This window comes from Mesorhizobium sp. M0991, assembly GCF_040318915.1.
Taxonomy (GTDB): Bacteria; Pseudomonadota; Alphaproteobacteria; order Rhizobiales; family Rhizobiaceae; genus Mesorhizobium.
Window position 1 is genome coordinate 61,490 of record NZ_JAMYNE010000007.1, and the last position, 19,846, is coordinate 81,335.

Below are 19,846 nucleotides of genomic sequence, written 5' to 3' on the forward strand. Positions count from 1 at the left end.
TCAAATCCAGCAAGCTGTCCTGGGTATCAAGCGATGTTTCGATAGGCTTCCGCGATGCCGAGGAAGTCCGCCGCCTTCAGGCTGGCGCCGCCGACCAGCGCGCCGTCGACATTCCTGACGCCGAGCAGCTCGACGGCGTTGGACGGTTTGACCGAGCCGCCGTAGAGAATGCGCATCTTGGCCGCCGTATTGCCAAGCTTCCGCACCAGTTCTTCGCGGATATGGGCATGTGCCTCGGCGACGTCGGCGGCAGTCGGCGTCAAGCCGGTGCCGATCGCCCATATTGGCTCATAGGCAATGACAGTGTTGGACGCCGTGGCGTTTGGCGGGACCGAGCCAGAGACCTGGCGCGACAGCACGTCGAGCGTGGCTCCTGCTTCGCGTTCGGCTCTTGTCTCACCAATGCAGATGATGGCCACCAGCCCGGCGCGCCATGCAGCGGAGGCCTTGGCCTGCACAATGGCATCGTCTTCCTTGCGATCGGCGCGGCATTCGGAATGGCCGACGATGACATGGTTGGCACCTGCATCCTTCAGCATCTCGGCCGAAATGCAGCCGGTATAGGCGCCGCTTTCCTCGGTGTGGCAATCCTCTCCGCCGGCCCGCACCGGCGTGCGCGACAGAATCTCGGCGGCGTGCGCAAGCAAGGTCGCCGGCACGCAGACCACCGCTTCGGTCTCTGCGTCGAGCCCGCTCATGAAGCCGTTGCCGATCATCCTGAGCTCGTTGAGCGAGGCGCTGGTGCCGTTCATTTTCCAGTTGCCAGCGACGAGCGGGCGGATTCCAGGCGTCATGGGATTTGTTCTCCGGGCAATTTCCAGCTGGCCCTCACTATCAAAATCAGGCCACAAAGCAATCGACAGTGGGCAGGAAGGGCGCTATTGCGCTTGTTTCAGACTCGGCGCATGCGAAATGCGCAAAAATCGGAAGTACTCATGCTTGGTATGTTGAGAAGTGCGGCGGGGACCTGGGTCGCGAAACTGCTGCTGTCATTGTTGGTGTTGAGCTTCGCCATCTGGGGCATCTCGGGGCGGCTGATGGGCGGTCTTGCCGGCCATGACGCCGTGATTACGGCCGGAGGCACCAAGGTCTCGATCAACGAATACCGCCTCGCCTACGATCGCCAGCTCAGCGTCATGTCGCAGCAATTCGGCCAGCGCATCAGCCGTGAGCAGGCGACGGCGCTCGGCATCGACAACCAGGTGCTGGGGCAACTCGTGTCGGGCGCCGTCCTCGACGAGCAGGCCCGCAAGCTCGGCCTCGGCCTGTCCAAGGACCGGCTCGCCGAACTGACGCGTGAAGACCCGGCGTTCAAAGGGCCTGCCGGAACCTTCGACAGGAGAACCTTCGAGTACCTGCTTCGGCAGATCGGCATGCGGCCGGAAGACTATTTGAAGAACCGCGCCCAGGTCGCGGTCCGCCAGCAGATCGTCGAGGCGGTTTCGGATGGCCTCAAGGCTCCGGATACGTTCTTCAAGGCGGTCGCGCTCTATCGCGGCGAAGATCGCACCATCGATTACCTGACCTTGCCGAAATCGCTTGTCGAGCCGATAGAAGCGCCGTCCGACAGCGTGCTTTCGGCCTATTTCGGGGAAAACAAGAAGACCTACGCCGCGCCCGAATACCGTAAGTTCTCCTATGTCAGGCTCGAACCGGAAGACATCATGGATTTGAGCGCGGTGACCGACCAACAGGTCAGCGACGACTACAACAAGAACAAGGCGCGCTACACCACGCCGGAGATGCGCACCATCGAGCAGCTTGTATTCAAGACGCCTGATGCCGCAAAGGCGGCGCTCGATTCGCTCAGGACCGGCGCGACCTTCGACAAGATCGTCGCCGCCGAAGGCAAGACGCCGGCCGACACGCTGCTCGGCACGCTGGCCAAGGACAAGATCGCCGACAAGGCGGTTGCCGATGCTGCCTTCAAGCTCAACGTCAATGAAGTCAGCCCGGTCGTGCAAGGCGCCTTTGGCCCCGTTCTGCTGCGCGTCACCGAGATCAAGCCGGAAGTGGTGAAGCCGCTGGCCGAAGTATCCGAGCAGATCCGCAAGGATCTGGCACTGGGCGAGGCAAGCCGCATCTTGCTGGACGTGCACGACAATTACGAGGATACGCGCGCCTCCGGCAGTTCGCTCGCCCAGGCAGCTGCCAAATTGAAGCTGAAGGTCGTCACCATCGACGCCATCGACCGCACCGGCCAACGGCCGGATGGAAGCATCGTCAAAGACCTGCCGGAATCGCCGGCACTCATCAAGGCGGTGTTCGAATCCGAACCCGGAACCGACAATGAAGGTCTCACCACCGCCGATAACGGCTTCGTCTTCTACGACGTGAGCGCGATCACGCCGGCCCGCGACCGCACGCTGGACGAGGTCCGCCAGAAGGTCGTGGCCGACTGGACCGCGGCGGAGACCACCAAACGGCTCACCGCAAAGGCACAAGAGCTCGAGAAGCGTCTCAAGGCCGGCGCCACGCTCGAGGTGATCGCCGGTGAGCTCAAGCTCGAAAAGCAGACCAAGCGCGGCGTCAAGCGCGATGCTGACGACGTCGATTTCGGCAAGGAAGGGGCCGCCGCGATGTTCGGCGTCGGCGAAGGCGGAACCGGGTTGATCCCCTCGCCCACGGGCGACGGACAGATCCTGTTCAAGGTTGCCGAGGTATTCGAGCCCGCCGGGGCCGACGCCAGCTCAGTACCCCAGGACGCACAGAAATCCTTCACATCCGGCATGTCCGACGACCTGCTCGACCAGTTGGTGGCGCAGTTGCAGACGCAATATGACGTCCGCATCGATCAGACGGCCGTAACCCAAGCCCTGGCCAGATGAGCGCGCTGAAGATCCACATCGCCAAGGTCGCCGCCGGCAGCGCTCTTTCGTTCGAGGAGGCGCGCGAGGCCTTCGACATCATCATGTCCGGCGATGCCACCCCCGGCCAGATCGGCGGCTTCCTGATGGCATTGCGCGTGCGCGGTGAGACGGTCAGCGAGATCGCCGGCGCCGTCGCCACCATGCGCGCCAAGATGCTGCGCGTCGAAGCTCCCGAGGGCGCCATCGACATTGTCGGCACCGGCGGCGACAATTCGCACAGCGTCAACATTTCGACCGCATCCGCTTTCGTCATCGCCGGCAGCGGCGTGCCCGTCGCCAAGCACGGCAATCGCGGACTGTCCTCGCTGACCGGCGCCGCCGATGTGCTGATCGCATTGGGCGTCAAGATCGACATCCCTCCGGAGACGATCGGCCGCTGTATTCACGAGGCCGGAGTTGGCTTCATGTTCGCACCGGCGCATCACCCGGCGATGAAGCATGTCGGCCCGACCCGGGTCGAGCTCGGCACCCGCACCATCTTCAACCTGCTGGGCCCGCTTTCCAATCCGGCCAGTGTCAGACGGCAGATGGTCGGTGTGTTCCTGCCCGAATGGATCATGCCGGTGGCAGAAACGTTGAAGGAGCTTGGTGCTGACCATGCCTGGGTCGTGCATGGCGACGGCTATGACGAGATCACCACCACCGGCGAGACGCAGGTCGCCGAATTGGCCGGCGGCGAGATACGCAGCTTTACGCTGACCCCTGAAGCAGTCGGGCTGACGCGTCACACCAAGGACGAGTTGCGCGGCGGCGACGCCGCCCACAATGCCCAGGCAATGCGCGACATGCTGGGCGGCGCCGCCGGCGCCTTTCGCGATACGGTGCTGATGAATGCCGGCGCCGGGCTGGTGGTGGCCGGCAAGGCGACGACACTTGCCGACGGCATGGTGACGGCAACGCAGGCCATCGACAGCGGCCGCGCGCTAAAAGTGCTCGACAGGCTGGTCGAGATTTCGAACGGTTAAAACTATGTCCGACATCCTGCGCAAGATCGAGGCTTACAAGCGCGACGAGATCGCGGCGGCCAAAGCGCAAGTGCCGTTTGCCGAGATCAAGGCACGGGCGATGAATGCCGACGCGCCGCGCGGCTTTCTTTCCGCCCTTGAGGCAAAGCGCAAATCCGGCAGGTTCGCGCTGATTGCCGAAATCAAGAAGGCTAGCCCGTCCAAAGGCCTGATCCGCGCCGATTTCGATCCGCCGGCGCTGGCCAGGGCCTATGCGGAAGGCGGTGCCGCCTGTCTTTCGGTGCTGACCGACGCACCCTCCTTCCAGGGGGCGCCCGAATTCCTCACCACTGCGCGCGCTGCCGTCGAGCTGCCTGCCTTGCGCAAGGATTTCCTGTTCGACCCCTATCAGGTCCACGAGGCCAGGGCCTGGGGCGCCGATGCCATCCTGATCATCATGGCCAGCGTCGACGACGCGCTGGCAAGAGAACTCGAAGCGACAGCTTTCGAGCTGGGCATGGACGCGCTGGTCGAAGTGCATGACGAGGCGGAAATGGAACGTGCGCTGCGGCTGTCATCGCGGCTGATCGGCATCAACAACCGCAATCTCCGGACCTTCGAAACCAGCCTCGAGACCTCGGAACGGCTGGTAGCGATGGTGCCGGCCGGCCGCCTTCTGGTCAGTGAGAGCGGGATCTTTTCGCATGACGATTGCCGCCGGCTGGAGCGGAGCGGCATCGCTACTTTCCTGGTTGGTGAGAGCCTGATGCGTCAGCAGGACGTGGCCGCTGCAACGCGCCTGCTTTTGACGGGCAAGGCGCCGGCAGAGGCGATCTGACGATGGCGGCCGCCCTCACCCATCTTGGCGCGCAGGGCGAAGCCAACATGGTCGATGTCGGCGACAAGGCTGAGACGGTGCGCACGGCAGTCGCCGAGGGCTTCGTGTCGATGCGGTCCGAGACGCTGGACATGATCCTCGCCGGCGATGCCAAGAAGGGCGACGTGCTCGGCACCGCGCGCATTGCCGGCATCATGGCGGCCAAGAAAACGCATGAACTGATCCCGCTTTGCCATCCGCTGCTGCTGACCAGGATATCTGTCGATATCGAGCCGGACGCAGCTTTGCCCGGCCTGAAGGTGACAGCATTGACCCGCGTCACCGGCAAGACCGGCGTTGAAATGGAGGCCCTGAGCGCCGTCTCGGTCGCTTGCCTGACCATCTACGACATGGCCAAGGCGGTCGACCGCGCCATGGTCATCTCCGGCATCAGGCTGGTTGAAAAGACCGGCGGCAAATCCGGCGACTACAAGATCACCGGAGATGGGGCCACCGAGGCAGGCCGCTAATGGCGCTGGTCCCAGTTGCCGAGGCGCTCGAGCGCCTGCTGGACGGCGCAGCAGCGCTGCCGGGCGAACGCGTCGCGCTGCTGGATGCCGCCGACCGCGTGCTGGCGGAGCCGGTTGTGGCGCTCCGCACCCAGCCGCCGTTCAACGCCTCCGCCATGGACGGCTATGCCGTGCGGGCGGCCGATATCGCGTCCGTACCAGCAAGGCTTTCGGTGGTCGGCGTGGCGCCGGCCGGACGCGGCTTTACCGGATCGGTGCAGCAGCGGCAGGCCGTGCGCATCTTTACCGGCGCGCCGCTTCCCGAAGGCGCCGACACCGTCGTCATCCAGGAGAACGTCCGCGATCTCGGCGGCGGCAGCGTCGAAGTGACGGAGCCGACGGTGCAGGGGCGAAACATCCGCCGCCTCGGGCTCGATTTCGCCAAGGGCGATGTCCTACTGCCCAACGGCCGCCTGCTCGATCCGGCGGCCTTGTCGCTGGCGGCGTCGGCCAACCACCCCGAGGTCCGCGTGGTCAAACGGCCGCTGGTCGCCATCATCGCCACCGGCGACGAATTGCTGCCGCCGGGCAGCGATCTTGGCCCCGACCAGATCATCTCCTCCAACGCCTATGGTGTCGCCGCTGCCGCACAGTCGGTCGGTGCGCGCGCGCTCGACCTTGGCATCGCGCCGGACCGCAGGGAGGCGATCGCTGCGCTGGTTGAAAAGGCCGTGAAGGCTGGCGCGAATGTCATCGTCACGCTGGGCGGTGCCTCGGTCGGTGACCACGACTTCGTCCATGACGTGCTGACCGGGCAAGGCATGACGCTCGATTTCTGGAAGATCGCCATGCGGCCGGGCAAGCCGCTGATGTTCGGGCGGCTGGGCGACATTCGCTGCATCGGCCTGCCCGGCAATCCGGTGGCGAGTCTGGTCTGCACCCAGCTCTTCCTGAAGCCGCTGCTGGCGCGGCTCGGCGGCCGCGCCTTTCAGCAGGATATAGGTCGGGCACGGCTCGGTGGTGCCATGCCGGCCAATGATCTCAGGCAGGACTATGTGCGGGCCGTTGTCACAGACAACGGCGACACGCTCGTGGCGACGCCGTTCGGCATCCAGGACTCCTCGATGCTGAAAATGCTGGCCGATGCCAACGGGCTGATCGTCCGCGCGCCGTTTGCGCCTGCCGCGGCGGCAGGCTCCCCCTGCGACGTGCTGATGCTACGCTGAACCTGCCTCACTCCGAGATCAAAGTCCGGGTCAGCGGATGGTCTGGATCGGCCAAACCGTCGATGATGTTGAAATGATGCCGGTCAGGCTCGACCACCGAGCTGGTCGCGGCACCCAGGCCGATCCAGATGTTGGCCAGCAACGCGCTCTGGCGCAGGAATTCGGCGCGCTCGCCGCCGCCGGCCCAGCAGGTCAGGCGGGCCTTGTCCATCGGGCGCAGCAGCACCGGACTTTCGGCCTGCGCCTCGGCCTCATCGATCGCCAGCGTCTCGTTCATGCCGGTGCGCATGATCGCGCGCAAATCGTGCACCCCCGAGATCGACAGCACATGACGAACGCGCCGGACCACTTCGGGCGCCAGCGGCGTCGTCGCCGTAACCATCCGGCTAACAAGATGGCCGCCGGCCGAGTGTCCGGTCAGCATCAGCGGCCCTGCGACCATCGCCGCCGCCTTGCCGATCGCCGCGCCGACTTCTTTGACGATGCCGCCAATGCGTATCTGCGGACAGAGAGTGTAGGACGGCATCGCCACCGCATAGCCGCGATCAACAGGGCCAGTGGCAAGATGCGACCAGAAACTCTTGTCGAATGCCATCCAATAGCCGCCATGAACGAACACCACGAGTCCCTTGGGCTTGATGGCCGGCAGGAAAAGATCGAGCCGGTTGCGTGGGTTATCGCCATAGGCCATGTCGAGCCGCGCCCTGCCCTCGGTCGAAAGCACGTTGCGGAAAACCCGCGCGGGCTCGATCCAGGCCGCCGGCCAGCGATCGCTGCCGGCTATGTTGGCGCCGTTGGTATAGGCGTTGTCCCAATCGGCAATGTGACGTTCGAACACCCTGCGCCCTCCCCTGGCAATATGGCCTTGCAACGTAGCCGTAAGCATCGCTCGGCGCGTCGTCGCCAGCCTCACGATTCCAGCTCTCGCATCAATCTCAAGTGACAGCCGCCTTGATGGCGAAGCGCGCATCCTTCCACGCACCGGTGCGCAGAATGTCCTCAAGCACTTCGACTGCCTGCCAGACATCGGCATAGCCGACATAGAGCGGGGTGAAGCCGAAGCGCATGGTCGATGGCGCGCGGAAATCGCCGATCACGCCACGTTCAATCAGCGCGCGCATGATCTGGTAGCCATGCTCGTGCATGAATGAAATCTGGCTGCCGCGTTTTTCCCCGTCGCGCGTGCTTTCGAGCGTTAGCCCGTAAGCGCCGCACCTTGCATCAACAAGCTCGATGAACAGATCGGCCAACGCGATGCTCTTCTTGCGCACCGCCGTCATGTCGACATCGTTCCAGATGTCGAGCGCGCCCTTCAGCGTGCGCATCGACAGGACCGGCTGCGTGCCGCACAGAAACCGGCGGATGCCGGTGCCGGCCGCATAGCCTGGCTCGAAGGCGAAGGGCCGTGCATGGCCCCACCAGCCGGTGAGCGGCTGCTGGATGTCGGCAAGATGCCGCTCAGCCGCATAGATGAAGGCAGGCGCGCCCGGTCCGCCATTCAGATATTTGTAGGTGCAGCCAACGGCAAAATCGGCGTTTGCCTTGTCGAGCTCGACTGGCATCGCGCCGGCGGTGTGGCAGAGATCCCAGACGATCATCGCCCCGGCCTCCTGGGCCCTGCGCGTCAGCCCCGGCATGTCGCGCAGTTCGCCCGACTTGTAGTTGACGTGGTTGACCAGCACCACGGCAGTGCGTTCGTCGATCAGCTCTTCGATGGTCGGCGCGTCGACCCCCGAGAGGCGCAGCAGCGTATCTTTTCGCGTCGAAACCACACCTTCAGCCATGTAAAGGTCTGTCGGAAAACTATCGCCCTCGGCGACGATGACCCGCCGCTGCGGACGCATGGCCATGGCGGCGTGCAGCAGCTTGTAGATGTTGACCGACGTCGTGTCGCAGACCACCGTCTGGCCGGTCGCGGCACCGATCAGGCGCCCGAGCTGGTCGCCAAGTTCAAGCGGCATGTTGAACCAGCCGGCCGTGTTCCATGCGCGGATGAGATCATGCGACCATTCCTCGGTCGCGGCCTTGTACAGTTCATCGAAAGCGGCACGTGAAGCAGCTCCTAGCGAATTGCCGTCGAGATAGATCACTCCTTGCGGCAACACAAAACGGTCGCGCATCGCGCGCAGCGGATCTGCGGCATCCATCGCCTTTATGGCCGCGAGATCGGGAATTCCTGTCATGATTTGCCTGCTCCCCCAAAAATTCAACGCAACGCCGGACACGCATCGACTGTTCTTCCATTACCGGGTAGCGCGCAGCAAGGCTCCACCAGCGAGAAGCAGCCTGACCAGGCGGTGGAAACCAGGAGTTAACCCGAGGTTGGCGTTTTGAGTTCGTTTCGTTCACGGTGCATTGACCAAACCGCACAGTCGATACGGGTTCAATTCCGTGCCCTTTTGCCGACCGACGGCCGATGCCAGTGGCGCCTTCTAGGAAGCCAGAAGGGCGCAAACGACAGCAGAATCAAGGCGATGAGGCTCGCGGCGGGTGAAAATGCGGCATTCCGGTAGGGGCGTGGTTTGTTTCCCGAGCCTTAACGCATTCATTAAACTTTAAACAGTTGCGGAACACAACTGGAACAGATAGGGTTTGTTCTGGGTTTGTTTTTCTGATTCTGTTGGGGGTCGCTATGCTGACACGCAAACAACACGAACTGCTTATGTTCATTCACGAAAGGTTGAAGGAAAGCGGTATTCCGCCCTCCTTCGACGAGATGAAGGAAGCGCTCGACCTGGCTTCCAAATCGGGAATCCATCGGCTGATAACGGCGCTGGAGGAGCGCGGCTTCATTCGCCGTTTGCCCAACCGGGCCCGTGCGCTGGAGGTGCTGCGCCTGCCTGACTCGATCGCCCCCGGCCTCAATGCGGCACGCAAGTTCTCGCCGAGTGTCATCCAGGGCAGTCTTGGGCAAGGTGCCCCTCGGCAGGGCAAGCCGACATCGTCGCGCGTCCCTGCAGCCGGCAATGACGACGATGTCGTCGCCGCCGTTTCGATCCCGGTGATGGGCCGCATCGCCGCCGGTGTGCCGATCGACGCCATCCAGCACCAGACGCATTCGATTTCGGTGCCGCCGGATATGATCATGGGCGGCGAGCATTATGCGCTCGAGGTCAAAGGCGATTCGATGATCGAGGCTGGCATTTTCGACGGCGACACGGTGATCATCCGCAATGCCGATACGGCGAGCCCCGGTGAGATAGTGGTGGCACTGGTCGACGAGGAGGAAGCGACGCTGAAGCGGTTCCGTCGCAAGGGCGCCTCGATCGCCCTGGAAGCCGCCAATCCGGCCTACGAGACGCGCATCTTCGGACCAGACAGGGTCAAGGTGCAAGGCAAGCTCGTCGGACTGATCCGCCGCTACTGAGCTCCGCCCTTGGCGCCGGCTTTGGGTTTGTCGGCCCTGCGGTATGGCGGCAGGCCCCGCGCCGCGCGTGAAAATTTCCGTTGCACGTGCCAGGGCCGGTATGATTTTTCGACGGCAAAGCGGATTTCGGCGCGTGTTGCCGCTTGTGGATCGAAATAGACGGCCGCACTTCCCGCGCGCGCCAGTTGCCGTTTGGTGACGACGAGGACCAGCCGGTCGTAGTAGCAGGGATTATGGGCGGTGGCGTCGTCGATGACGATCAAGCTGGCAAAGGCGCAGGCTGGCCGTGCAGTATCGCGGTCCTTGGCTTGCGCGATGATCGCGCCGGATGGATGCCTGGCAAGGCAGAGGCCGTCCGTGCAAATGAACGGCATGCCCGGCGGTAGGTCGGCCGGATCGGCAATGTCGAATTGCGGATCGTTCTTTCCAGGTGTTTCCGGCGCGACGATAGCCTCTGATGTGAGCGCGCGTTTCCAGTTGTCGATGGTGAACTCATTCGGGCGTGCCCGGTTGACCGCGAGTTCACCGCTGCCGATCGGCAGCGCGACCAGCCGTGCGTCCTCCGAGATCAATACATCGGGTACGCGCGTCTGCGTTGTCGTTAGCAAGCCGGCGAGCGCGAAAGGAAGTGCCGCGAGCCGCAACCAGGTCGTCGCCATGCTGGCAATGACGAGGGCGATCGTCACCAAAAGGACAGATCTCAGCGAAATCAGCCCGACCTCATCGATCGGCGAGCGCTCGGAGATCCACCCGGACAGGGCGATCATCGCCGTCAGCCCCTTGCCCATCACGTAGAGGAAAGGCCCATCCGCGCCGAACGGCATCGCCAGCGCACTGAGGACGGCGAAGGGCATGACGACCAGTGAGACGATAGGCATGATGGCCAGATTGGCGAACAGGCTGAGCGGCGCCACGCGCTGGAAATGCCATATGGCGAAAAGCGCCGTGGCGCTCCCTGCAATGATCGAGGTCATCGCCAGGCCGCCCATGCCCAGCAGGACCTTTCGAGTGGCAAAGCGTAGCGGCGACCGCCGGGGCGGCGGCGTGGTGGCCCTGCCGGCGCGGTAATCAGACCAGCCTGCATAGGCGCCGACAAGGGCCGCCGTCGCGGCGAAGGACATCTGGAAGCTCGGACCGACCACCTCGTGCGGCGACACCAGAATGACGGCGATGGCGATCGCCAGGTTGCGCATGGTGAGCGCGGTCCGGTCGAACAGCACGGCGATAAGCATCACCGCCAGCATGATGAAGCTGCGTTCGGCCGCTACCACAATGCCGGAAAAGACGAGGTAGGCCGCAATCGAAAAAAGCGCGGCGGCCGCGGCATATTTCTTGACCGGCCGTCGCGATGAGAAATCGGGAAACAGCGCAAAGGCGCCGCGTAGCAGCGCCATGATGGTGCCGGCGACCAACGCCATATGCAGCCCCGAGATGGAGATGATGTGGTAGATGCCTGTGCGCCGCATCGCTTCGTTGATCTCCTCGGGAATGCCGGCGCGCACGCCGACGATTAGCGCAGCAGCAATCTCGCCCTCGGCGCCGCCGATGCGGCTGCGGATATGGTCGGCGATGGATTCGCGCGCGTCTTCGATCGCGGAAGAAAGCCGCGCGGCAAGCGGCATGCTGCCCGACGACACGACTTTCGGATTGCCGAGAAAAAAGCCGCTGCCGCCGATACCGGCGAAATAGCTGTCGAAGGAGAAATCATAGCTGTCGGGCCGCACCGGCCCGGTCGGCGGCAGCAGCCGCACATAGCCGGCGATCTCGGAACCGGCGGTCAGCTCAGCCGGTATCTTCATCGCCGAAACGCGGACCCGTTCCGGCATGTAGCGCAGTGTCGGCCTGGCGGTTGAGATCACATCGATCGTCAGCCTGATGCGGCCGCTCGCCATGGGCTCGTACGATACGACGCGACCGGTCAGCCGCGTCGAGATTTCGGAACCGAGCATATGCGTCCCGACACGCCAGGTCTCGAACTTGGCGGCAAGCACGCCAAGCGCGCAGAGCAACGCCACCATGAAGCACAGGCGCGTCCTGGGCCATGACCGCGAGACGACCGCACAAAGGGCTGCCAAGGCGACGATAGCTATCGGCTGTGGGAAGGCCAGCTCGGCCGCCATCGCGAAATACACGACCACCCCGCATGCGAGGAACACCGGCACCAGCAGGAAGGCGACGCCGCGGTCGAGTTCCAGGCCGGCCGCCGAGGTTACGCTGTTGCGGATACGGGACGGTGACGGAAGGCGGAAACGCCGGCGTAGGCGCACGATGGACTCGACCGCGGGCACGGGAACCGTTGCAGGGTCGCTGGCCGGCAGCGACGGAGCATCGAAGCGCGGAGCGGGCAGCAATGCCGGTGTCGGCAGGACAGGCAGGGGAGCGGCAAACAGCAAGCGTTCGCTGACGCCGCTACCAGCGTCCTCGCCCTCGCCCGCACCACGGCCTCGCACAGCCATCGGGTCTGCCCCTTGCGCCCTCGACCTCCTATGCTACATGAACGCGCAATGCGCGAAAGTCCGCAAACCCACTTCCTTCGCCCGCCTGAGAGTACCATGCCCGATAAGGTCGTCACCCGTTTTGCCCCCTCGCCCACCGGCTATCTGCACATTGGCGGCGCGCGCACGGCGCTGTTCAACTGGCTGTATGCCAAGCACACAGGCGGCACGATGCTGCTGCGCATCGAGGACACCGACCGCGAGCGCTCCACCGATGCGGCAACCGCGGCCATTCTCGACGGGCTTTCCTGGCTTGGCCTGACATGGGACGGCGAGCCGGTGTCGCAGTTCGAGCGTGCGCCGCGCCATCGCGAGGTGGCCGAGGAGCTCGTTCGCATAGGCAAGGCCTATTATTGTTATGCGACGCCTGCCGAGCTGGAAGCAATGCGCGAGAGCGCACGGGCCAAGGGGCTGCCTCCCCGCTATGATGGACGCTGGCGCGACCGCGACCCGTCGGAGGCGCCGGCCGGCGCCAAGGGGGCGATCCGCATCAAGGCGCCGACAGGCGGCGAGACGGTGGTGCATGACCGCGTCCAGGGCGACGTGCGCTTTCCCAACAAGGATCTCGACGATTTCATTATTCTGCGCTCGGACGGCAATCCAACCTACATGCATGCCGTCGTCGTCGACGATCACGACATGGGCATCACCCACATCATCCGCGGCGACGATCATTTGACCAACGCCGCACGCCAGACCGTAATCTACCAGGCCATGGGCTGGGAGGTGCCGTCGATGTCGCATGTCCCGTTGATCCACGGTGCCGACGGCGCCAAGCTGTCGAAGCGGCACGGTGCGCTTGGCGTCGAGGCCTATCGCGCCATGGGCTACCTGCCGGAGGCGCTGCTCAACTATCTGGCGAGGCTTGGCTGGAGCCACGGCGACGATGAGATCATGTCGATCGCCGACATGATCTCATGGTTCGACATTGGCGACGTCAACAAGGGCGCCGCCCGTTTCGACTTCGCCAAGCTCGAAGCGCTCAACGGCGTGCACATGCGCCGCATGAACGAGGCAGCGCTGCTCGACGTCTTCATCGCCACTCTGCCCTATCTAGAAGGCGGCCCGGCAATCGCCGCGCGCCTCGACGACAGACGCAAGGCGCAACTGCTTGCCGCTTTGCCGGGCCTGAAGGAGCGCGCCAAGACGCTGGTCGAACTTGTTGAAGGGGCTGCATTCCTGTTCGTCGAGCGGCCGCTTCCGGTCGACGAGAAGGCGGCGGCGCTGCTCAGCGGTGAGGCGCGCGCGATCCTGCGGGGCGCTCATGCGGCACTAGCGACGGTTTCGGACTGGTCTGCCGCCTCAGCGGAAGCCGCGATCCGCGACTATGCGCAGGCCGGCGGCCATAAACTCGGCTCCGTGGCCCAACCTTTGCGCGCCGCGCTCACTGGCAAAAGTACCTCGCCAGGTGTCTTTGATGTGCTTGCCGTGCTGGGCCGCGAGGAAAGCCTGGGGCGGATCGCTGATCAAATCGATTAGCAAACTGGCCCAAGAAGATTGGCATTGAAAGGTGCGTTTCGCAGTGCAACATTGGGTCTTGGCCTAATCTGGCGCGCAGATTCAATTGCGGGCGCAAATGTGCGTGTTCCGATGCTTTTGACGTGTTGGGTTCAGATATTTTGCCTTTGCCGGCCTGAGGAAACAAAAAGGAGTTTGCTATGACCGAACCTGCGACAAAAATGGAATTTGGCGGCAAAACCCAGGCATCGACGGCAAAGCTGGAACTCGGCGGCAAAACCCATGAATTCAAGATACGAAGTGGTTCGGTAGGACCTGACGTCATCGACATCGGTTCGCTCTACAACACCACCGGCGTCTTTACCTACGATCCCGGCTTTACGTCGACGGCGAGCTGCGAGTCGGAAATCACCTTCATCGATGGCGATGCCGGCATTCTCTTGCACCGCGGCTACCCGATCGACCAATTGGCCGAGCACGGCGACTTCCTCGAAGTCTGCTATCTCTTGCTCTATGGTGAACTACCGACCAAGGCGCAGAAGGACGATTTCGACTACCGGGTGACGCGCCACACCATGGTGCATGAGCAGATGTCGCGCTTTTTCACCGGCTTCCGCCGTGATGCGCATCCGATGGCAGTGATGTGCGGCGTGGTCGGCGCGCTGTCGGCCTTCTATCACGATTCCACCGACATCTCGGACCCTTATCAACGCATGGTCGCCTCAATGCGGCTGATCGCCAAGATGCCGACGATCGCGGCGATGGCCTATAAATACCACATCGGCCAGCCGTTCATTTATCCGAAGAACGAGCTGAATTTCGCAGCCAACTTCCTGCATATGTGCTTCGCCGTGCCTTGCGAGGAATACAAGATCAATCCGGTGCTGGCGCGCGCGATGGAGCGCATCTTCATCCTGCACGCCGATCACGAACAGAACGCCTCGACTTCGACCGTCCGCCTGGCCGGCTCATCGGGCGCCAATCCCTTTGCCTGTATCGCTGCCGGTATCGCCTGCCTGTGGGGTCCCGCACATGGCGGCGCCAACGAGGCAGCCCTGAACATGCTGGGCGAGATCGGCCATGTCGATCACATCCCGGAATTCATTGCGCGCGCCAAGGATAAGAACGATCCGTTCCGATTGATGGGCTTTGGCCACCGCGTTTACAAGAACTACGATCCGCGCGCCAAGATCATGCAAAAGACCGCGCACGAAGTCCTGGGCGAGCTCGGCATCAAGGACGATCCGCTGCTCGACATCGCCATGGAGCTGGAAAAGATTGCGCTGACCGATTCCTATTTCATCGAGAAGAAGCTCTATCCCAACGTCGATTTCTATTCCGGCATCACGCTGAAGGCGCTGGGCTTCCCCACCACCATGTTCACCGTGCTGTTCGCGGTCGCCCGCACCGTCGGCTGGATCGCGCAGTGGAAGGAGATGATCGAGGACCCGCACCAGAAGATCGGTCGCCCGCGCCAGCTTTATACCGGCGCGCCGGAACGGGATTATGTGCCGATCGCGAAGCGGTGAATGGTGAATGGTGAATGGTGAATGGTGAATGGTGAATGGTGAATGGTGAATGGTGAATGGTGAATGGGAGTAGCAAAGCGTCGCTCCCTGTCTATAGAACTACTATTCACTATTCACTATTCACTATTCACTATTCACTCACTTCCTCACCATCCCCATCACCACCCCCGCCGCCATCTCGCCTGACGGCTTGTCGGTTGCCATACGCCCGGCAATGTCGGCAAAACCGTCCTGCTGCCAGGCGCGGTAGGCGGTGTCGAAGAACAGCGCCTCCAGTTGCCGCGCCAGATAATGCGGCCGCACATATTGATTGTAGTGTTCCGGCACAACCGGCCGGTCGGCGATGAGATTGGGCAAGGCTGCGCTCCATACTTTGATCAGCGGCTGCACCATGCGCATGACCGGATCGAGCCGGTAGCAGGAGATCATCGGCACACCCGCCAGTGCCAGTTCCAGCGATACCGTCCCCGACGCGATCAGCGCCGCATCGGCCTTGCCGAAGGCCTGCCATTTGCGTTCGGCATCAAGGATGATCTCCGGCTTCTCGTCCCAGCTCGCGACCGAGGACCTGACCAGGTCGGCGACGTGCGGCACCGTCGGCAACAGCAGGCGCAAGCGGTGCCCGCGCGCCCGCAGGATCGACACCGTTTCGCCGAACGGCCCAACCAGGCGCCGCACCTCACCACGACGCGAACCGGGCAATACAAGCAACGTTTTGACGTGATCTGCGGACAGGTCACGCGGCTGCGCCTGCGCCCTGGCGGCACTGATTATGCCCGGATCGTGTGCAAGGCGATGCCCGACATAAGTGCCGGGCGGCCCGCCCAGGCGGGCGAGTTCCTTCACCTCGAACGGCAGGATGCAAAGGATGTGATCTACATATGGCCTCATCGCCGGCGCCCTGCCCGGCCGCCAAGCCCAAACGCTCGGGCAGACATAATGGACGATCGGGATCGTCGGGTCGGCAGCACGCACCTTCTTGGCGACGCGCAGCGAGAAATCCGGACTGTCGATGGTGATAAGGCAATCGGGCTTTTCACCGACAATCGCGTTTGCCGTCTGGCCGATCCGCCGCATCAGGCGCGGCAAGTCGCGCAGGATGGCGCTAAGCCCCATCAGTGCGATCTCGCTGCCGTCGAACAATGGCGCCAGGCCGAGCGCCTGCAAATGGCGGCCGCCGATGCCGACAAGCCGAACTTCGCGCCCGGTCATGCGCTTTAACGCCTGCACAAGGTCGGCGCCAAGCAGGTCGCCGGACTCTTCGCCGGCGACGACGGCTATCTTCAACGGCCGGTCATTCGCCATGCGCCGGCTCCGCAGCAGGCAGGCCGACCACGAAAAGGCCGAGCGCGTTGGCACGTCCGATGGTGGCGGGACCTTCGAGCACCAGCGAGCGACCGGCTTCGACGGCAATGCCGGCCAGTCCGGCGGCATGCGCCGCATCGACGGTCAGCGGACCGATAGAGGGCAGATCGGCGCGCAGTTCCTGACCAGGCTTGGCGCATTTGACCAAAACACCACGGCTCCTGCCAGCCAGCCTGCCGTGCCCGCGTAACTGTTTTGTCCGCTCGAGCAGCCCGTCGGTGCCTTCGACGCCTTCCAACGCAATGGCGCGGCCACCGACCGCAACAGCCGCCTGGCCGATATCCAGCGCGCCAATTGCTTTTGCTGCAGCGTGCGCCGCCTCGATGTCGCGCCAGTCGGATTTGCGTGGCGCCGCCTTGGTCAGCAGGCCTTCGGCGGCGACCAGCTCCGGCACGATCTCGTGAGCGCCGACGACCTTGATGCCGCTGCGCTCGATCCTGCGCACGAACAGTTTCAGCACCGTATCGTCCCCCCGGGTTACACCGACGAAGAGGCTGGGCAGCCAGGCGAGCAGGCCCAAATTGAGGCGCATGGCGCTCAGCCTGGGGCGGCGCGTGATATGACCCGCGGTCACCAGATGCGTAACGTGATGCCGCTTGAGCATCGGCAACAGCGAGCCGACGTCTTCCAGCCTCAAGGTTGCCTGCTCATAGGGCTCGAAATCGGCTATGCGGTCGACCTCGCCCGCCGCCATCACGACGAATGGCAATTTGCCTTGCCGGGCGAGCGCTCGGGCAATTTCGACCGGGAGACTGCCGCCGCCGGCGATGATGCCGACCTTGGCATCTGGCGCGAGATCAAGGCCCTTTCCGGCAGCCTCAATCTTCGTCATCTGCTCTCAGTCTTCATCATCGGTATCGTCGCCGTCGCCACCCTTGAGCGACGGCACGGCATAGTGCCGCTTGCCGCGACCGGCGATGAAATCGACGATCTTCATGGCAGTCGGCGACGAGGCGAACTCCGCCTTGGCGAATTCGATGTTTTCGCCGACGGTCCGAGAACGATCGAAGATCGTCTTATAGGCTTTGCGCAGCAAGTGGATCTCCGAACGCGGCAAGCCGGCGCGCTTCAGGCCAATGATATTGAGGCCGCGAAGGCTGGCACGGTTGCCAACGGCGATGGCGTAGGGAATGACGTCGCCGACGATCGCCGAGCAGCCGCCGAGAAAGGCGTTATCGCCGATGCGTACAAACTGATGAACCGCGGTAAGGCCCCCGATGTAGACATTGTCACCGACTTCGCAATGCCCGCCTAACGTCGCTTGATTGGCGAAGGTGGCGTTCTTGCCGACCACGCAGTCATGGGCAATGTGGGCATAGGCAAGGAAATTGCCGTTGTTGCCGATCGTCGTTTCGCCCCGGCTGGAATCGGTGCCGACATGCATGGTGACGCCTTCGCGGATCGTGCAGTTCTCGCCGATCACCAGCATGGTACGGCCGCCCTTGTGCTTGGTGTTCTGCGGCGGCCCGCCCAGTATCGCCATCGGATAGACCTTGGTCGATGCACCGATGGTGGTCGCGCCCATCACCGAGACATGGCTGACCAGTTCGACACGGTCGCCGATCACGGCGTCGGGGCCGACGTGGCAGAAGGGTCCGATGCGGGCGCCTTCGCCGATTTGGGCGCCTGCCTCGATGACCGACGATGGATGGATGACTGTCTGGATTTTCATTAGCATTCGTTTGTCAGCCGCTTGCGACCATCATCGCCGAGATCTCGGCTTCCGCCGCCTTGGCGCCATCGACGAGGGCCTCGCAAGCGAATTTGAGAAGATTGCCGCGTTTCTTGATTTTCTTCACATGAATTTTCAACTGGTCGCCTGGAACGACCGGCTTGCGGAACTTGGCATTGTCGATGGTCAGGAAATAAACCAGCGACGGCTTTTCCGTACCGAGGCTGCGGATGCAGATGGCGCCGGCCGTCTGCGCCATCGCCTCGATGATCAGCACGCCGGGCATGACCGGCTGGTCGGGGAAATGACCTTGGAAATGCGGCTCGTTTATGGTGACGTTCTTGATGCCGATGGCGGATTCGTCGCCATCTATGTCGACAATACGGTCGATCATCAGGAACGGATAGCGGTGCGGCAGGAGCTTCATCAGCCGCATTATGTCAACCGCTTCGAGCGTCGCCGCTGCGATGTCAGCCATTTCCCCCCTCACCCTGTTTGCGCGTCCGTGCAAGTCTGCGCAAGGCCGCTATCTCGCGCATGGCTTCCGCCATCGGCTGCGCCGGATATCCTCCCCAAATCTCACCGGCAGGCACATTGCTCATAAACCCGCTTCTTGCCGCAAGCTTGGCCCCGGACCCGATGGTCAAATGATCCGCAAGGCCGACGCCGCCACCCATGGTGACGTTGTCGCCTACCGTCACGGAACCGGAAATACCCGAAAGCCCGGCTATTATGCAATTGCGGCCGATGCGAACGTTGTGCGCGATCTGCACCAGATTGTCGATCTTGGTGCCCTGGCCGATGATCGTGTCGGACATGGCGCCGCGATCGACGGTGGTATTCGAGCCGATCTCGACATCGTCCTGGATGATGACGCGGCCGATCTGCGGAACCCGCTCCGGACCCTTGGCGCCGGCTACGAAACCGAAGCCATCCTGGCCGATCCTGGCACCGCCATGGATGATGACGCGATTGCCGATCAACGCATATTGCACGCTGGCACCTGGACCGACATAGCCGTCGCGGCCGATCTGAGAGGACGGACCGATGACCGCATGCGGAGCAATGACGGTTCCGCTGCCGATGGCAGCGCGCGGTCCGATGACCGCACCCGCTTCGATGATCGCGCCGGCCTCGACATGGGCGGTCGCATCGATATGGGCGTGCGGCGAGATACCGGTTTCGCCGGTCATCGGTCCAGGCGTCGCAGCCGCGGGGAAAAGCAGGCGCCCTACCATTGCGAAAGCCTGCTGCGGGCGCGGATGCACCAGAACCGCGATGCCCACCGGCGCCTTGCCGGCAAATTCCGCAGGGCAGAGAACCGCTGCCGCCCGCAGTGACTGCATCAGCGCGAAATTGCGCCTGCCATCGACGAAGACAAGCGCGTTCTCGCCGCCTTCGTTGGCGGGCGCCAGAGCCTCGATCGATACATCGGAGAGACCGGAATCGACAAGTATCGAGCCGGTCAGATTCGCGACTTCGCCGGCCGTATACCGGCGTGATGGCGCGAAGAACACCGGATCGGTCATTCCAGAAGCAATATCCAGCTAGCGCATGACCCCGAAATCGGAAATCGATCCTCGGAAAGGATCAT

The 19,846-nt window shown here is 63.3% G+C and carries 17 protein-coding genes; 8 read left to right on the plus strand and 9 right to left on the minus strand.

The genetic code is table 11. From position 1 onward, the window contains the following. Positions 1-26 precede the first annotated feature (26 nt). On the minus strand, positions 27-794 hold the full coding sequence (gene tpiA, locus NKH70_RS12955) for a triose-phosphate isomerase (RefSeq protein ID WP_352977177.1): 768 nt from the start codon (positions 792-794) through the stop codon (positions 27-29). A gap of 141 nt (positions 795-935) precedes the next feature. On the opposite strand from tpiA, the gene NKH70_RS12960 reads away from it, so the two are divergent. The 5 genes from NKH70_RS12960 to NKH70_RS12980 are packed head-to-tail and all read left to right on the plus strand — an operon-like array spanning position 936 to position 6,366. Next, entirely contained in the window at positions 936-2,828 is a 1,893-nt protein-coding gene (locus tag NKH70_RS12960; protein ID WP_352977176.1) for a SurA N-terminal domain-containing protein, read from the plus strand. Further along, positions 2,825-3,835, plus strand: coding sequence for an anthranilate phosphoribosyltransferase (gene trpD / locus NKH70_RS12965; RefSeq protein WP_352466259.1), 1,011 nt, complete (start codon positions 2,825-2,827; stop codon positions 3,833-3,835). Before NKH70_RS12960 ends, trpD begins: the two co-directional genes overlap by 4 nt. Before the next feature lie 4 nt (positions 3,836-3,839). Continuing rightward, a complete protein-coding gene (gene trpC / locus NKH70_RS12970; RefSeq protein ID WP_352721472.1) occupies positions 3,840-4,652 on the plus strand; it encodes an indole-3-glycerol phosphate synthase TrpC in 813 nt (270 codons plus the stop codon). A 2-nt stretch (positions 4,653-4,654) separates the two neighbouring features. Then, the gene (gene moaC, locus NKH70_RS12975; RefSeq protein WP_352721474.1) at positions 4,655-5,161 is read left to right on the plus strand and encodes a cyclic pyranopterin monophosphate synthase MoaC; all 507 of its coding nucleotides are present in this window, start codon (positions 4,655-4,657) and stop codon (positions 5,159-5,161) included. After that, entirely contained in the window at positions 5,161-6,366 is a 1,206-nt protein-coding gene (locus NKH70_RS12980) for a molybdopterin molybdotransferase MoeA (RefSeq protein WP_352977175.1), read from the plus strand. Before moaC ends, NKH70_RS12980 begins: the two co-directional genes overlap by 1 nt. 7 nt (positions 6,367-6,373) lie before the next feature. Here NKH70_RS12980 and NKH70_RS12985 read toward each other — a convergent pair whose 3' ends face one another. Both NKH70_RS12985 and kynU read right to left on the minus strand, forming a co-directional pair. After that, positions 6,374-7,204, minus strand: coding sequence for a hormone-sensitive lipase (locus tag NKH70_RS12985; protein WP_352977174.1), 831 nt, complete (start codon positions 7,202-7,204; stop codon positions 6,374-6,376). Between the two features lie 97 nt (positions 7,205-7,301). After that, positions 7,302-8,549: a kynureninase gene (kynU, locus tag NKH70_RS12990; RefSeq protein WP_353025387.1), complete on the minus strand. Its 1,248-nt coding sequence runs from the start codon at positions 8,547-8,549 to the stop codon at positions 7,302-7,304. A gap of 449 nt (positions 8,550-8,998) precedes the next feature. On the opposite strand from kynU, the gene lexA reads away from it, so the two are divergent. After that, the gene (lexA, locus tag NKH70_RS12995; RefSeq protein WP_023674949.1) at positions 8,999-9,733 is read left to right on the plus strand and encodes a transcriptional repressor LexA; all 735 of its coding nucleotides are present in this window, start codon (positions 8,999-9,001) and stop codon (positions 9,731-9,733) included. Here lexA and NKH70_RS13000 read toward each other — a convergent pair. Further along, on the minus strand, positions 9,727-12,189 hold the full coding sequence (locus NKH70_RS13000; protein ID WP_353025388.1) for a ComEC/Rec2 family competence protein: 2,463 nt from the start codon (positions 12,187-12,189) through the stop codon (positions 9,727-9,729). The genes lexA and NKH70_RS13000 overlap by 7 nt on opposite strands. Before the next feature lie 96 nt (positions 12,190-12,285). Here NKH70_RS13000 and gltX point away from each other — a divergent pair, with 96 nt between their 5' ends. Both gltX and gltA read left to right on the plus strand, forming a co-directional pair. After that, positions 12,286-13,707 (plus strand): glutamate--tRNA ligase, encoded by a 1,422-nt coding sequence (gltX, locus tag NKH70_RS13005; RefSeq protein ID WP_352977171.1) that lies wholly within the window; start codon positions 12,286-12,288, stop codon positions 13,705-13,707. 179 nt (positions 13,708-13,886) lie between these two features. Next, a complete protein-coding gene (gltA, locus tag NKH70_RS13010) occupies positions 13,887-15,215 on the plus strand; it encodes a citrate synthase (RefSeq protein ID WP_292653520.1) in 1,329 nt (442 codons plus the stop codon). 138 nt (positions 15,216-15,353) lie between these two features. On the opposite strand, the gene lpxB is transcribed toward gltA, so the two are convergent. The 5 genes from lpxB to lpxD are packed head-to-tail and all read right to left on the minus strand — an operon-like array spanning position 15,354 to position 19,781. Continuing rightward, positions 15,354-16,520 carry a lipid-A-disaccharide synthase gene (gene lpxB / locus NKH70_RS13015; protein WP_353025389.1) on the minus strand — a complete coding sequence of 389 codons (1,167 nt, stop codon included), beginning with the start codon at positions 16,518-16,520 and terminating at the stop codon, positions 15,354-15,356. Continuing rightward, positions 16,510-17,412, minus strand: coding sequence for an LpxI family protein (locus tag NKH70_RS13020; protein WP_502908353.1), 903 nt, complete (start codon positions 17,410-17,412; stop codon positions 16,510-16,512). Before NKH70_RS13020 ends, lpxB begins: the two co-directional genes overlap by 11 nt. 6 nt (positions 17,413-17,418) lie before the next feature. Continuing rightward, complete coding sequence (gene lpxA / locus NKH70_RS13025) at positions 17,419-18,252, minus strand: acyl-ACP--UDP-N-acetylglucosamine O-acyltransferase (RefSeq protein ID WP_352721484.1); 834 nt, start codon at positions 18,250-18,252, stop codon at positions 17,419-17,421. A 13-nt stretch (positions 18,253-18,265) separates the two neighbouring features. Continuing rightward, positions 18,266-18,730, minus strand: coding sequence for a 3-hydroxyacyl-ACP dehydratase FabZ (gene fabZ, locus NKH70_RS13030; RefSeq protein WP_023674942.1), 465 nt, complete (start codon positions 18,728-18,730; stop codon positions 18,266-18,268). Next, entirely contained in the window at positions 18,723-19,781 is a 1,059-nt protein-coding gene (gene lpxD / locus NKH70_RS13035; protein WP_352721486.1) for a UDP-3-O-(3-hydroxymyristoyl)glucosamine N-acyltransferase, read from the minus strand. The genes fabZ and lpxD overlap by 8 nt, the downstream gene beginning before the upstream one ends. Positions 19,782-19,846: the final 65 nt, after the last annotated feature.

Bases quoted from the DNA above. Each gene is read 5' to 3' on its own strand.
- tpiA (WP_352977177.1), bottom strand. From the start codon at position 794: ATGACGCCTGGAATCCGCCCGCTCGTCGCTGGCAACTGGAAAATGAAC.
- fabZ (WP_023674942.1), bottom strand. From the start codon at position 18,730: ATGGCTGACATCGCAGCGGCGACGCTCGAAGCGGTTGACATAATGCGG.
- NKH70_RS12980 (WP_352977175.1), top strand. From the start codon at position 5,161: ATGGCGCTGGTCCCAGTTGCCGAGGCGCTCGAGCGCCTGCTGGACGGC.
- lpxB (WP_353025389.1), bottom strand. From the start codon at position 16,520: ATGGCGAATGACCGGCCGTTGAAGATAGCCGTCGTCGCCGGCGAAGAG.
- gltA (WP_292653520.1), top strand. From the start codon at position 13,887: ATGACCGAACCTGCGACAAAAATGGAATTTGGCGGCAAAACCCAGGCA.
- lpxD (WP_352721486.1), bottom strand. From the start codon at position 19,781: ATGACCGATCCGGTGTTCTTCGCGCCATCACGCCGGTATACGGCCGGC.
- lexA (WP_023674949.1), top strand. From the start codon at position 8,999: ATGCTGACACGCAAACAACACGAACTGCTTATGTTCATTCACGAAAGG.
- NKH70_RS13000 (WP_353025388.1), bottom strand. From the start codon at position 12,189: ATGGCTGTGCGAGGCCGTGGTGCGGGCGAGGGCGAGGACGCTGGTAGC.
- NKH70_RS12960 (WP_352977176.1), top strand. From the start codon at position 936: ATGCTTGGTATGTTGAGAAGTGCGGCGGGGACCTGGGTCGCGAAACTG.
- kynU (WP_353025387.1), bottom strand. From the start codon at position 8,549: ATGACAGGAATTCCCGATCTCGCGGCCATAAAGGCGATGGATGCCGCA.
- NKH70_RS13020 (WP_502908353.1), bottom strand. From the start codon at position 17,412: ATGACGAAGATTGAGGCTGCCGGAAAGGGCCTTGATCTCGCGCCAGAT.
- lpxA (WP_352721484.1), bottom strand. From the start codon at position 18,252: ATGAAAATCCAGACAGTCATCCATCCATCGTCGGTCATCGAGGCAGGC.
- gltX (WP_352977171.1), top strand. From the start codon at position 12,286: ATGCCCGATAAGGTCGTCACCCGTTTTGCCCCCTCGCCCACCGGCTAT.
- trpC (WP_352721472.1), top strand. From the start codon at position 3,840: ATGTCCGACATCCTGCGCAAGATCGAGGCTTACAAGCGCGACGAGATC.
- moaC (WP_352721474.1), top strand. From the start codon at position 4,655: ATGGCGGCCGCCCTCACCCATCTTGGCGCGCAGGGCGAAGCCAACATG.
- trpD (WP_352466259.1), top strand. From the start codon at position 2,825: ATGAGCGCGCTGAAGATCCACATCGCCAAGGTCGCCGCCGGCAGCGCT.